The following is a 13,984-nucleotide window of genomic DNA, read 5'->3' as shown; positions in this document are numbered from 1 at the left end:
CCTATTTTCCGACCTTGTCCATAGCTTGGTTGAACATCGTTTCTAGGGCGGGGCCTGCCAGGGCGAGCAGTGCCGCCACCAGGACCGCAGACATCAAAGTGATCATGACCCAGCCAGGCACGTCGCCGCGTTCGGGGTGGTCTTGGTCTTGGTGCGGGGACCCGGCTTGCTGCCGGCTCTTGCCGCTTGACGTCGAAGCGTTCGTCCATGCCCACAAGCTCGCGACCAAGGTAAGCAGCCGGACGATGCTCGAGATTCCCAGTTTTTTCATTTCGGTCCCATTCGGTGAGAGATGCGGATCTTTAGAATTAGTGGTTGTTGATCTGACAAGTGCGTGGCGGCCGTGGCTACAGTCCAAGGGTTATGGCAGCGATGCCGGGGAACACCGCGAACACCACAGTTAAAGGCAGGACCCCGAAAACCAACGGCACCATCATGGCTATTTCCTTTTTGCCCGCCGATTCCATCAGGTCCCGTTTGGCCGTGTCCCGGACATCCTGCGCTTGGGCCCTCAAAACATCTGCCAGAGGTGTTCCGCGCTCCACTGCGACAATGATGCCGTCCACAAATCTGACCAGTGGGCCAAGGTCTGTCCGGGCCGAAAACTCCTGCAGCGCTTCCACCAAAGGTTTCCCCGCCCTGGTCTCAGCAAGGATCTTGGAAAATTCCTTGGCGAGTTCGCCGTTGGCGCTGCGGCATACCCTGTCCAGCGCCCCGGTGGCGCTTTCGCCCGCGCCAACAGCCAGTGCCATCAGTTCTGCGAGGCTCGGAAACTCGGCCATCATCCGGGTCTCACGCTTACTGATCTGGACGCCCAGCCAGAAGTCTCGGAAGAGGAATCCGCCCAGTGCGCTACCCAGAACCGCCACCACTGCCAAGAACGGAGTGAAGCGGCCGGCCACTGCACTCAACACCACCAGGGCCAGCGAAGTAACAAATCCGGCGACAGCCCAGAGCAGCTGCTCAGCGCGGAAATCCATGGCTGATTTGTTGATGCCGGCCTGCGCCAGCCGGCGGGTCAGTGCCTTCGAGCTAAGGTTGAGCCTGCCGAGGGCGGTGAGGCCGTCGTGAAGGAGTGGACGCACAATCCGTTCCAAGGGCCCGAAGGGCGTGGCGTTCTCTCCGCTGGCTCGCAGCAACCGGGATTCCAGGTTCTGCGACTTCAGCTGCGGCTCAATGCGTTCGACAAAAGTGAGTGGGCGCATGAAGGGCATCCTGACGAACAACAGCCACAGGCCCACGCCGAGGATGATGCCGCAGACAAGGGCGGCCGCTGAGATGCCACTCATCTGAGCACCCTTTCGTCCTGGGGAAGAGCGCCGAGGCGCAGCATGATCGAATAGCAGATAAGTGAGACCACCAGACCTCCCAGCAGAACGCCGGCACCCATGGGAGTGTTGTAAGCGTTCACGGCCTCGGGACGGGTGGCCAGGAGGAGCATCACAATCCAGGGCGCGGCAACTGCCAGCCGGGCGGCATTAACCGTCCAGGACTGCCGGGCTTCCAGTTCGCTGCGCGTGCGGGCGTTCTCGCGGAGGAATTCGGCCAGCGTTCCCAAGAGCTTCCCCAGGTCCGAGCCGCCCACTTCACGGGTCAGCCGGAGAGCCTCGATGATCCGGTCCGCGACGGGGTCGGCCAGCCGGTCCTTGAGTTTGTTTAGGGAGGCATCGAATTGGCCACCCGCGCGGTAATCGGCACCGAAGTCCCGGAACACGTGTCGGAGTTCGTCCGGCCCTTTCTCCCCCAACTGGATCAGAGCCTCCGGCAGGGAAAGGCCGGCGCGAATAGCCGACCGAAGGTGATCGACTACGTCCGGCCAGAGCTGTCGCAACACAGCCGTCCTCCTGTTGGCCCGCCAGCGCACAATGCTGACAGGAAGCCAAGCACCGAACAGCCCGAAGCAAACGGACATGGGCCAGGAACCAAAGATGACAAAGAAGACGAGCACCACGAATAGGCCGAGCCCCAGGCAGGACGCAACAAGCCCGGCGGCCGTGACTTTCTCGATCCCGGCGGTGGCCAGCAGGTCCTGAATGCGGCTGACCCTGCGGCGACGGTTCACTGGCGTCGGCTTTTCCCAGAACGACCACCAGATGAGAAAGAAACCGGTTCCGGCGAGCACCCCGAGCAGCGGCGCCATCAGCGCGGCTCCAGCAGCGCCGCGACGTCGTACCCTGCCCGGGCAAACTTCTCGGCAGCCGGCATACTGTTGGCCCGCGGCTGCAGCTGGCCGTCGGCCATCGCGAAGACCATGGAGGATTCGATGATGCCGTTCTCCACGCGTCGGCCGAGCGAGAGGATCTCGGTAACCTGACGGCGACCGTTGGCCTGCCGGCTGCAGTGGACCACCAGGTCTATACAGGACGCCACTGTGGGCACGACGAAGGCAGACGAGATGTTTTCGCCGGCAAGCAAAGGCAGCGTGCAGATCTTGGTTACGGCGTCGTGTGCCGAATTCGCATGGACGGTACACATCCCGGGCAAGCCGCTATTTAGGGCAATCAGCATGTCCAGGCTCTCGGCTTCCCGAACTTCACCAACCACCAATCGGTCTGGGCGCATCCGGAGAGCCTCCTTAACAAGCCTCCGCAGGGGAATTTCGCCCTCGCCCTCGAGGTTGGGCTGCCGGCATTGCAGTCCCACGACGTCCCGGAGCGGAAACTGGAGTTCGAAAATTTCCTCAACGGTGATGACCCGTTCGCGGCTGCCAATGCTCGCGGCCAGGCAGTTGAGCATGGTGGTCTTGCCCGCTTGGGTGGCCCCGGAGACCAGGATGTTCAGTCCGCTGGAGACGGCCGCACCGAGGAATCGGGCGGATTGCGGCGTGAGAGTGCCCAGCTCGACCAGGTGTTCCAGCCTGCTGGCCTTCACGACAAACTTGCGGATGTTCACTGCCCAGTGGTGGCGGGTGACGTCCGGGATGACGACGTGGAGCCTGGAGCCATCAGGCAGGGCAGCATCAACGAAGGGTGATGACATGTCCAGGCGTCGGCCGGAACTCTTCAACATGCGCTCCACGAGGTCGCGCACTTGCTGGTCTGTGAGACTCAGGGATGTCAGCTCCGACTCGCCGTTCCTCGCGACATAAATTTCGTTGGGCGCGTTTATCCAGACTTCCTCGATGGAGGGGTCGTCCAACAGCGGCTGGAGGACGCCAAAGCCGGCCACGGCATCGAAAACAATCCTGCGTGCGGTTTCGAGCGGACCAATCGGGGGCAGGGGCCCCATGAGGGCACGCTCGTCATAATCGCTGACGGCCGCCTCCACGAGGCGGCGAACCTCGCCGGCCTGACGGAGCGGATCCAGACCCCTACGGCGGATCAGCTCGCGGACTTCGTCTTCCACGATCCGCACGGCATCCATAAGTTCCCCAATACAACTGCCGCCCCCGGTGGAGGCAGTTCACTTGGGTACAGCCTAAGGAGCGTACAGCATCCAGCCAAGTCAAAAGCGGAGCTTGTGGATAACGGTGGGGCATCGTTCATCCGAGAAATGCTGAGGTGTCGGCGCCCGATTGGTGTTCTGCACGTCTAGGGCGTGTCTCCTAAATCGGGGGCGGCCCAGCTGGAATGCTTGAACGGTGTCGAGAACATCTGTTTTGAGTGACGATCAGTGGTCCCGGGTCGAGCCGTTGCTGCCGAGTTCTGACGGGCGGCGTGGACGCCCGTTCCGGGGCCACCGCCAAGTCGTAGAAGGCATCATCTACCGGTACCGCTGCGGCATCGCTTGGCGCGACCTTCCCGCGGAGTTCGGCCCCTGGCAGACGGTTTGGAAGCGGCACCGCCGTTTCGCGTCCGACGGGACGTGGGACCGGATCCACGCGCGGCTTCTGGCAGAAGCAAACTCGGCAGGTCAGATCGACTGGACAGTTTCAGTGGACTCGACCATCAACCGAGCCCACCAGCACGGGACGAACCTTCCCCGCGCCACAGGGGGAACTCCCGAATTACAAGAAACTGTTTGCTGAGCCTTCGGACCACGCCATCGGCCGCTCCAGGGGCGGTCTGAGCACCAAGATCCACCATGCCTGTGACGGTAAAGGCCGACCACTGGCAATGATTCTCGGCCCCGGACAGGGCGGCGACTCTCCCATGTTCCCCGTCGTCATGGACGCAGTACGGGTTCCCCGACTCAGCGGAGGCCGCGCCAGGACCCGGCCGGATGCCGTGATGGGCGACAAGGCCTATTCGTCCAAAGCGAACCGGTCATTGCTGCGCGGACGGGGCATCAAAGCAGTCATCCCCGAACCCTCGGACCAGATCGGACACCGCAAACGCCGTGGCTCACGCGGCGGACGCCCCGTGAACTTCGACGCCGAGACTTACAAAGGCCGCAACACTGTCGAGAGATCCTTCAGCCTTTTCAAACAGTGGCGTGGCGTCGCCACCCGCTACGACAAACTCGCACTGACCTACCGAGCCGGTGTCGTCCTCTACGCCGTCGTCATCTGGCTACGCCAATAAGGAGACACGCCCTAGGTGCCTTTCCCGTTCGCACAGGTAGCGACCAGCGATAAGACAGGTACCGGTTACTCTAGCCGGGCGGTTCGGGGGAAGGTTACGGTGACGGCATTGCGCGAGCGCGGACGTCGGAGCCTGTCAACGCCTCAGGCGAGGGTATCTATCGGGCCAGCTAGTTCCGTCCGGCAACATCAGGTTCCACAAGAAGCGAGGGCGACATGGAAATCATAAATCGATTCAGGGTATTCGGTTCCGCTGTTCGGCATGTGCCAGACGGTGTGCGTTCTTCGCGCCCTCCTGGGGTGGCCAGAAATTCAAGAAGAGGCGGAAAACGACCACCTGGGATGTGGTCTGCGATTCCGCTCGCCTTTGTTCTGGCGCTCGGCGGAACGTCTTTGGTGGCTGCCCCGGCCGCCAATGCCGCAGGCGGTGGCATGATAAGTGTGACCTTTGACGATGGTTGGACCAGCCAGTACAACAACGCACTGCCCATCCTGAACAAGTACGGGGTTCCGGCCACGATGTACATCATCTCCGGATCAGTCAACGCCGTTCCGGATTACATGACTCAAGCCCAGATCCAGGCATTCGCCAGCCGCGGCGATCAAATCGCAGCCCACACCGTCACGCACGCGGACCTGACTACACTCACCGCTGCTCAGGTCAATACCGAGCTATCGCAGAGCAAGGCAACGCTGCAGGGGATGTTTGGTGCTTCAGCCGCCGTGGATTTCGCCTCTCCCTACGGGGCATACAACGCGACGACGACGGCGGCGGTGAAGAGTTTATACTCCAGCCAGCGCAATACCGACGGTGGGTATAACGCCGCGGCCGGCTTCGATCCCTATAACATCCTCGTGCAGAACGTCGATTCCACTACGACCCCCGCGATAGTGCAGGGCTGGATAACCGAGGCGAAGGCCAGCGGTACCTGGCTGGTACTGGTCTACCACGAGGTGGGAGCGAACATCGGCGCAGATATTTATCACACGGATACGGCCGTGCTCGACGCTCATATGGCGGCTGTGAAGAACAGCGGACTGCCCATGGTCACAATCCGGCAGGGCGTCGAAGCGATGACCTCGACGACTACAGGGCCCCCGGCTGCCGCCACTTCCGCCATCAACGCGCTGGCGGCAGCCACTCCCCGGCTCGGAGCACCCTCCGGAAACATCACTTGCGGGCTGGTCAGCGGCGGCTGCTACCGGTTGTACCAAGGGGGCGCCATCAACTGGTCCCCGGCGACCGGGGCACACTACTCCCTCGGTGCAATACGCCAGACGTGGGCAGCCACCAACTACGAGCGGGGCCGCCTAGGATACCCCACAACGGATGAAGTTGGAGGACTCGTCAACGGCGGCGTCTATCAGCTGTATCAGGGAGGCGCCATCAACTGGTCTCCGGCTTCTGGGGCACACTACTCCCTCGGTGCAATACGCCAGACGTGGGCCGCGACAAACTTCGAGCGGGGCCGCCTTGGCTATCCGACGACGGATGAAATTGGCGGCCTCATCAATGGCGGCGTTTACCAGCTGTATCAGGGGGGCGCCATCAACTGGTCTCCGGCTTCCGGGGCACACTACTCTCTCGGTGCAATCCGCCAAGCTTGGGCCACTACCGGCTACGAGAGGGGACGTCTTGGATATCCAGTCACCGACGAATTCGCCTCAGGCAACGGTGTAGCCCAGGATTACCAAGGCGGCCGCATCAGCTGGGCCGCTACCGGCGGCGCTGTCGTCTCCTACAGGTAGGCCGCAGCACCAAAACCCTCCCGAATTGCACCGAGAATGACTCTGAAACCCACCTAGATCGATGAAGGCTCCGTCCCTGACAGGACGGAGCCTTCATAGCTTTGCGCCCCTAATTCGGCTCTTCAAGGTTCCCGGGGAATGGTCTGCTGAGATGATTGCTCATGCTGCCATCCGGGCCGCACTTCTCAAGAGAATACGCGATTTGTAGTTGTCTGGGTTTCGATAGCCGCGTGCGGTGCCTTTGATGTGTTTTATCGCTGTGTTGTTGGCTTCTACTTTTCCGGTTGGCGCCGGTGACGATGAGGACTTCGATCTCTGCCCACCAGCGGCACACGTTCCGGTATAGCCTGTTTTTCGGGCACCGCGGCCCGTTCCACGAGGTCGGCCAGGGCAGACTTCGCCGCAGCGGCTGCCTCGAGGGAGCTGGCGTTCAGCAGCGTGCGGAGTTGTTCCTTGACCTGCCACGCGGCCTGGAGGCTGCCGGTTGGGTCATCGGCGCTGGTGAGCATGTCCTTGGCCAGCATCGTCATGTGGAACAGATCCACCGAGACCGCCGTGCGCGGCAACCACATCCGCAGTGCCTTCCGGAACGCTGCGGACGGGTCGATCGCGACGACCTGCACCCCGAGCCTCCGGTCCAGCGGCCTGGCGAACAGCCAGTCCCCGACGCCCTTGTGGTCGCGTTCGTCCACGATGCCCAGGACCTGACCGGTGTCCAGATCCACGTGGGTTGTCATCCATGGCTCGTACCGGGTCCAGGCCTTCGTGCCGGGGTGTTGGAAGAACCGCACGGACCGGTACCGGTGCTCATCGAGGCCCAGCATCCTGGGCACGAGGAGGTCGACGTCCGGCAGGCGCGGGGCGGCATCACCGATGACCTGCTGGACCAGCCACCACGAGATCCCGAACGCCATGGCCGTCTCGGATACGGCCCGCCCCGAGGTGATGACCGCGTCCAGAACCGTTTCCCGCAGGTCCCGCGTCGACCGTGCCCGACGCGGGACCTGCGGCGTAGCCTCGCAGAACGATTTTCGCTCACACAAGTACTCGTCACAGAACCAGCGCCGCTTGTCCCAACGGAGTTGCACACGGCCGGCGACCGGTATGTCACGCAGCCGCTGGCAGCGGCCCTCCTTCGCCCGGGAAGAGATGACTCCGCAACTCGGGCAGCCGGGCGGGAAGGTGGTCTCCGCCGTGATGTGGCGTGCCCCGTCCGGGACCAGCCCGGTGCTGGTGACAGGGTAATCAGGCAGGTTGAAGATCATGCTGGTTGCATCATGGCCAGCCCCAGTAGGCTCTAACAAGGCTCGTGGTTCCTGTTCAGGTTGAATGCGTAGTAACACTCAGCCCAGCAGGACCACGGGTCCTCTGCTAGCTACAACACGAACCTATTTCCCCGGGAACCTCGAAGATCCCCTAACTCAGGTGGTATCGGGTCACCGTCGTGGCGGGGCCCCGGAGGTTCTCTTCGGGGACGTAGCCCAGCTTTTGAAGTTCCTCGGCCATCACCGATTCGCTGGACTTTTCTACCAGAATCACAGTTGGGTACTGGCGAATCCTCGCTGCGGACGACGCGACGTCGAACCGTTGATCGAATATCCGCTGCCATTCTGCTGCGGTAATCCCTCGCGTTGGATCAGCCAACCCCTCAAAGCTTTCTGAATAAGCCTGCTTAGCTAAACTTTGGGCCGGTCCAATGATGAATGCATCGGACGGGCGGGATAGTTTCTTCACAGAATCCGCGATGAAGCGAAAATCGTCTTGGGGATCGCGGCCGTATTGCGTCCTCTGTCCAAGGTAAGACGGAGTGCTCATCAGAAGCGCCACCGAGGCCGCCAATACAACTCCGGCTTTGGCTGGCGGCCATGACCCGTGCCAGTTTCTTGCCGGAGCGGCAGCAAGCAGGGCAAGCGCCGGCAATAGAAATGTCAAATAGCGGGGCAGGTAATAGTTTCCCCCCGTAATAATCGACCCCCCAATGACAACTGCCGCTGGGATGACCAGCCACGGCACCGCCAGCCGGACAATGAAATGGCGCCTGCAGATGACCGCCCCGAGGACCGCCGCCGTCCACATCACAATGGCTAGGACAACCATGGAAAAATCCTCACCGGGAGTCGGCAGGGGCGTGACGTCACCGTCAATGGCGAAGTAACCATCGGAAAAGAACTGCATGAATGCCAACTCAAACGCAAACGACGGCCCCACAGGCGGTACCCAGGCAATCTGGAATTGCTGACGGATCGCGGCGCTTCCAAAATACACGGCCGGAACCAACCATGACGCGGACGCGGAAACCAGGCCGCGCCAAGCAAGGCGCAGCTTTGGGTCCAGGAGCACGGTCAGAGCGTGCGCGGCCAGCAGGAGAACCGTATAGAAGGAGACAGCCACGGTGAGGGCGCCTGCTAACGAATAGACGGCCCACTTAGCCCAAGTGGCATTCTCACGGATAGAAACCAAAACGTATGTCGAGACCACAGCACCCAGGACAGTTAGGGCGTAAGACCGCCCGTCAGTCGCTGCGTATTGAGTTCTGGGCAATATCACCAGCAGGGCTGCCGCGATCAGGCCGAACTGGACCCCGGAGATTTTCCTGCCAAGCTCGACCATAACGGATGCCGAGATTGCGATGGCAATCAGGCTGGGAAAGCGGACCGCCAGCTCCGAGAATCCAAAGATGCTTGTCCAGCCGAACATCAGGAAGTAGTAGGCACCGTGCACGGCATCTATGTTGCCCAGCATTGACGTGAGGTCGGGCAGGCTGCGCCTGACGGCACTAAGCGTGGCGGCCTCGTCGGTCCAGAAACTCGGCACCCAAACCCTGAATCCGGAATACACGAATGTCAGCAGCGCGGCGACATAGGCCGACCTAGACACCTTGATCATCTGCCCCTCCTATTCGTGCGGTTGGGGTTTCTCTCCCATGCATGAAGTCCAAACATAGGCGTCCTCAAAGGAGGCTGCGCTTGTCGAGCATTTCCTTTAGTGCGTTCTGGATGTAATAGCCGTAGGGCAAGGTGAAGTGAGTATGGTCCTTCTTGACCGGAATAGTACCGACAAACGCCGGGCAGGCATCATCGGGAGTGCAAAAAAGTGCCCGAGTATCAAGATAGGCGCTGCCACTCGCGCCTGCCGCGGCTATATCGGCTCTAGCAACGTCATACCAAAGTGGGGTCACGGTGCCCAGGCAGTCCCCCGGGCCACCCACAGGTGTGTAGCATTCCCGCACGTCCTTATCAAAGGGCGGTGGGCTGAGGATCAGCCGCTGCTTGGCAGCCGAAACTTTCCCAAGAATCGACTCCATACCCATACGCCAGTCTTCTGCTGTTGCATCCTTGCCGGTCGTCGACATGCGCTCTGGAACCATCGTGTTACCTACGATCAAGATGTCTGGTTTTGTGCTTTGCACAAAGTCCAACGCCTGCTGCTTGCGCTCGACACAACTCGCCTGTTCATCGGGTGACTTCACCATCGGATAGTCGTTGAAGGGGCAACCTGGCCTTCCGAAGATGCGGATGTTCCAACCGTTTTCCGCGTATAGCTTGGTCAGGGGAAATGCCCACCTCTGCGAGATCGAGTCGCCTACGAGAACTGCGTGTTTGCTGGCATCAGCGGGACCGAAGGTGCAGTCCTCAGCACTATGGTTGCCAGGTTCGCCGCACTGCAGCACTCGGTCCGGGTGAGGATCTTTTGACATCAGTTCCTCCAACGACGGCGTGAAGTGGGGCCACGATGTTGCCGGGACAGCTTCCTGGAGCTGTAGTTGTAGCCCCTCGCCGGCAGGTCCATCGACCGGTGCTGCCGGAAAATCTGCGCGACCTGAAGATACCGGCGCCACCACGGACGCGGGTGACTGCGTGGCTGCTTTAAGTCCGACTGCACCGGCCGAGACGAGGACAAAAATTGTCAGCCCAGTCAGGGCGCGCAAAGGGTAGGCTCTAGCCGCCCGCTGGCGACGCCTGCCATCGGATTTGATTGGTGACGCTTTGGGACGCGAAGACAGCCATGAACTCTTTCGGATGGGATCCTCAACGAGGCGGTATGAGTACACGGAAAGTCCCAGTGTCATGAATAGCACCATTGCGAAGTAGAAAAGGCTACCAGGCTTCAGCAACACTCCGAGGAAGACAATAACGGGGAAGTGCCAGAGATAAAGGCTAAAGGAGATATCTCCGAGGTATCTGCTCACAGGGTTGGTTAGTGCTGGAAGGAACTTCTGCGATCCGCCGCAACCGGCTCCGATTACCAACGCCGTCGAAACTACCGGCAAGAGCGCCCCGGGCGCAGGGAAGGCGCTGGTTGGTGTGATGACGAAGGTCGAAACGATGATTCCGACCAACCCGGCGTTTGCCAGGACAGGCCGCAGCCTGTCCGGAATCCGCTCGCACAGCGGCACTGCAAAGGCCAGCATTGCGCCCAGTCCCAGCTCCCACGCTCGCGAGAAGGAGGAATAATATGCAGCCCCAGGGTTCGACGATGTCTCGACGACCGCCCAGCCAAAGGATCCGAGGCTTAGAACCGCGATTAAGGTCCCGGCGATCTTGAGGGAGCCCGACTTGGTAACGCCCCGACGGCTCAGCCAAACCAAGGCCGCCAGCATGACCCAGGGCCAAACGAAGTAGAACTGCTCCTCGACCGCCAGAGACCAATAATGGCGCAGGGGTGAGATGGGCCCGTCAGCCTGGAAATAGTCACTCCCTTGGAGAAGGAACCGCCAGTTGGCCGAGAAGAGAGTCGCCCAAAGCGAATCCACGGCCGTGCCGCTGAACCGAGGTGCAGCGAAGAGGAATTTGGCGGTTACCAACGTGGCTGCAATAACCAGCAACGATGCAGGCAGGATGCGCCGGATGCGTCGTTTGTAGAAGCTGATGAATGATATGGTCCCGGTGCGCTTCCATTCGCGGACCAGGAGACCAGTGATCAGGAAGCCTGAGACAACGAAGAAGACATCGACGCCCACGAAGCCGCCCTTGGGCCACCCAAACAAGTGGTCGGCGATGACGGCCAGCACTGCAACTGCGCGCAGTCCTTGGATGTCGCGGCGAACCCCCGAACCGGCCGCACTGCGGCGGCTCCCCCCAAGAGCCCCTCCTGGCGCGCCAGAGGTTGTCTTCTGCTCTTCGGTTGAACTCTTTATCGATGTCAACGACAAGGCTCCTAGCCTCCTGGGAATGTAGTCAGTTGCCATTCTGGGACGTTCCGAATCGATCGTCGAACAGGCAGTTTCAGCGGGGAAGGGCGATACACGTTCATCACCAATGGCCCGGGCTTCCGTTTCGGTCGTATGCGCCGCCAGCCATCGCTTCCGCCCGTCAATCCTACCTCTCTGGACATTCAGTCTCACATCCGGTGCTAGTCCTTCGGGCTTCTGAGTCGTCTAAGGTAGACGACACCCGCAACAAGGCCCACCACACAGGTGACAGCGGCGCTGCCGATTCCCCAGCCGACGCTGTCAGGCAGCAGCAGCATCAGAAGAGTGACGCAAACTGCGCCCGCCATCCCCCAAAGCATGAGACGCAAGTCGACCAGGTGCCGTCCGTATCGGCGCACCACACACGCGTACACCACACCGAGAAGCAGGTACGCGACCACTTTGATGACGCCTACCACCAAGAGATTGCCGGTCCCGGCCGGGACGAAAGCTAATCCTAGTCCACCGAGGGCAATTACCGGCGTCACCACGGCCATTGACCGAGTTCTCCCGATGGCAAACAGCTGTGATGTGGCAACAAGGAAAACTACGTATCCGTAGCTCAGCAAAGGCAGGATCCTGGCTAGCTGCAGAAGCACCGGTTCTGGATCGTTGACCAGCACGTGGGTTGCAAACACTGCCACTCCGCTTCCACCCAGAGTCAGCATGAACCCAATAAACACTGCTTCGCGTTGCACCTTGCGAACCTGTCCGGTTGAGTCGACACCCCGGTGGGAGAAAATCGTTGTCTGCCATACGTTGGAAAGTGCCATAATCACCGCCAGCGGGCCCAGTGCCAGCGGCATCACCGCGTTGTAGCGGCCGACGAGTTCTTCGCCGCGCTGAAGGGCAATCAAGATCGACTCCCCTTGCAGCATCAACACAAGGGCGATGCTGTGCGGCAGTACTGGCAGCGACGTCCTGACGGCAGCTTTAACTGATTCACGATATTTCAGGGGTGCACCAGGCTTGCTTAGCATCACGCCCGCGGCCGACGCGATGACGACACACACAGCAAAGCCGCCCATGTAGACCGTCGCCGTTGGAGCGATTACCAGGATCGCGGCAAGCCCGGCGACATGGCCCAGAACCGTTGCCGCGATTGTGATCAGTACGAACGCAAGAGCCCGGTGCTCGGACCTCAGATATGCGAGAGCCATCTGCGTGATTCCGTGGAGCCCGATGATGCCAATGGAGATAAGGTACGCCGCACCATCCGTCAACATGCCGGTAGCAGATGCAACAAGGGCGAAAATTATCGCTGCCAGACTAGCCCCGACAATGCTGAGACCCACTCCGAAACCGTTCAGGGAGCGGGCCCTGTCTGGTCCCCGGTCCGGGTCGAAGTACATAGTGCTGAGGACCATGGGCAGCCCGGCCGAGAGTGCTATGAGGCCAATCGAGATAAAGGACAAGGAAAAACTTACCTGTCCCCATTGTTGGGGGTCCAGCAGTCGAATTGCGAACGGCTGGACTGCTACTGCCCCGATACCCTGCGCCACGGCGGCCAGAAGGTAAAGCACACGGTGGTGGGACGGTACCGCGACCGGGGTGATCTCACCGGTCTGATACTTTCCAGCGCTCATTATTTGGACATGTCAAAGGTTCGCCGGACATGCCACAAATAGAGCTTGGCGTACAGGGCTGGGAAAACCTTGATGAGCATTCCAGATAACCCAAGGTGAGGCGCCGCAACTGTCACATCCGCAAGATCCCTAAAAGAGAGGTCCTCGCGAACGTATTGAACAATCCTGTCGACACTGCCTTTAGGGCTTCCCGCAAATAGGCCGCCCGAAATGGTAAGCACCCCCAGAAATGTGCGCAGGGTATTCCAGGATCGACTCTTGACCTGGGAAGACAGAGTTGGGTTCAGGCCATTGCGGACAAAGTTCAACGGACCTTCGACAAATTCCATCGATGGCTCCTGACTCCAGGTGAGTGACTGGGCTTGAACGTGGTACACGTAGACAGGCGTTGGCACGATACGCACGTGCCGGCTGTATGAATAAGCGATTGAATTCACCACCAGGTCCTCATACCTGACCAAGTCATTAGGAAACGAAAAATGCTCAAAAAGCGACCGGCGGTAGATCTTGGCATGGAGGAAGTTCCAAAGCTTTCCCTGCAACGCACGGTCCACGGTCTCAAGTCCCGTCAGTAGACCCTGCACCGAATCCGGTCGTGGATATCGTCTGCCGGCCGGGGTCTGCGCAACGTGGGCCGCCACAACGATATCGACACCCTCTGCCATGTTTGCTTCCATGGTGGCAAGATAATTCGGCAACAGTTCGTCGTCACAGTCCAGGAATGCGACGAATTCGCCCACGGATTCTGCAATGCCTGCATTCCGGGCGGCGCTTGGGCCCCCGTTATGCGCCTGCCGAATAAGCCGCACTCGCGAGTTCCCCTCTTTCGCGATGAGGGAGGCTACGACCCCAGTGCTGTTATCCGTGGAGCAGTCGTCCACCACCAGAAGCTCCCAGTCGTTCCGGTCCTGCGCCAGCACGCTCTTGATTGCTCGCTCCACAGTTTGGCGGCCGTTGTACAGCGGCATCACAAAACTGGTTCTGATGCGCATCGAG

General features: G+C 60.6%; 12 protein-coding genes. 2 read left to right on the top strand and 10 right to left on the bottom strand.

The features are described from left to right. Position 1 precedes the first annotated feature (1 nt). The 4 genes from AB4Y73_RS04825 to AB4Y73_RS04810 form a co-directional block, all read right to left on the bottom strand. Entirely contained in the window at positions 2 to 271 is a 270-nt protein-coding gene (locus AB4Y73_RS04825; RefSeq protein ID WP_441869242.1) for a hypothetical protein, read from the bottom strand. A gap of 76 nt (positions 272 to 347) precedes the next feature. Next, complete coding sequence (locus tag AB4Y73_RS04820; protein WP_441869239.1) at positions 348 to 1,289, bottom strand: type II secretion system F family protein; 942 nt, start codon at positions 1,287 to 1,289, stop codon at positions 348 to 350. Further along, positions 1,286 to 2,140, bottom strand: a complete 855-nt coding sequence (locus AB4Y73_RS04815) for a type II secretion system F family protein (protein ID WP_441869236.1) — start codon at positions 2,138 to 2,140, stop codon at positions 1,286 to 1,288. Before AB4Y73_RS04815 ends, AB4Y73_RS04820 begins: the two co-directional genes overlap by 4 nt. Then, positions 2,140 to 3,363: a CpaF family protein gene (locus AB4Y73_RS04810; protein ID WP_441869233.1), complete on the bottom strand. Its 1,224-nt coding sequence runs from the start codon at positions 3,361 to 3,363 to the stop codon at positions 2,140 to 2,142. The genes AB4Y73_RS04815 and AB4Y73_RS04810 overlap by 1 nt, the downstream gene beginning before the upstream one ends. Positions 3,364 to 3,580: 217 nt before the next feature. On the opposite strand from AB4Y73_RS04810, the gene AB4Y73_RS04805 reads away from it, so the two are divergent. Both AB4Y73_RS04805 and AB4Y73_RS04800 read left to right on the top strand, forming a co-directional pair. Continuing rightward, positions 3,581 to 4,463 (top strand): IS5 family transposase gene (locus AB4Y73_RS04805; protein WP_441869230.1). Its coding sequence is split into 2 segments (ribosomal slippage): positions 3,581 to 3,940 and positions 3,942 to 4,463, totalling 882 coding nucleotides; the frame shifts between segments, so codons are not numbered across the junction. Between the two features lie 341 nt (positions 4,464 to 4,804). Further along, positions 4,805 to 6,211 (top strand): polysaccharide deacetylase family protein, encoded by a 1,407-nt coding sequence (locus AB4Y73_RS04800; protein ID WP_441869227.1) that lies wholly within the window; start codon positions 4,805 to 4,807, stop codon positions 6,209 to 6,211. A 159-nt stretch (positions 6,212 to 6,370) separates the two neighbouring features. Here AB4Y73_RS04800 and AB4Y73_RS04795 read toward each other — a convergent pair whose 3' ends face one another. From AB4Y73_RS04795 to AB4Y73_RS04770, 6 genes are all read right to left on the bottom strand, one after another. Continuing rightward, a complete protein-coding gene (locus AB4Y73_RS04795) occupies positions 6,371 to 6,457 on the bottom strand; it encodes a hypothetical protein (protein WP_441869787.1) in 87 nt (28 codons plus the stop codon). A 26-nt stretch (positions 6,458 to 6,483) separates the two neighbouring features. Further along, positions 6,484 to 7,476 (bottom strand): transposase, encoded by a 993-nt coding sequence (locus AB4Y73_RS04790; RefSeq protein ID WP_441869225.1) that lies wholly within the window; start codon positions 7,474 to 7,476, stop codon positions 6,484 to 6,486. 151 nt (positions 7,477 to 7,627) lie between these two features. After that, positions 7,628 to 9,097: a glycosyltransferase family 39 protein gene (locus tag AB4Y73_RS04785; protein ID WP_441869222.1), complete on the bottom strand. Its 1,470-nt coding sequence runs from the start codon at positions 9,095 to 9,097 to the stop codon at positions 7,628 to 7,630. Positions 9,098 to 9,161: 64 nt separating this feature from the next. After that, entirely contained in the window at positions 9,162 to 11,399 is a 2,238-nt protein-coding gene (locus AB4Y73_RS04780; RefSeq protein ID WP_441869219.1) for an acyltransferase family protein, read from the bottom strand. A 164-nt stretch (positions 11,400 to 11,563) separates the two neighbouring features. Next, complete coding sequence (locus tag AB4Y73_RS04775; protein ID WP_441869216.1) at positions 11,564 to 12,988, bottom strand: lipopolysaccharide biosynthesis protein; 1,425 nt, start codon at positions 12,986 to 12,988, stop codon at positions 11,564 to 11,566. After that, a complete protein-coding gene (locus AB4Y73_RS04770; protein WP_441869213.1) occupies positions 12,988 to 13,980 on the bottom strand; it encodes a glycosyltransferase family 2 protein in 993 nt (330 codons plus the stop codon). The genes AB4Y73_RS04775 and AB4Y73_RS04770 overlap by 1 nt, the downstream gene beginning before the upstream one ends. Between the last annotated feature and the right edge of the window lie 4 nt (positions 13,981 to 13,984).

It is taken from the genome of Pseudarthrobacter sp. TAF60_1, assembly GCF_052113505.1.
Classification (GTDB): Bacteria; Actinomycetota; Actinomycetes; order Actinomycetales; family Micrococcaceae; genus Arthrobacter.
This window is presented reverse-complemented; position numbering and strand designations above follow the sequence as displayed.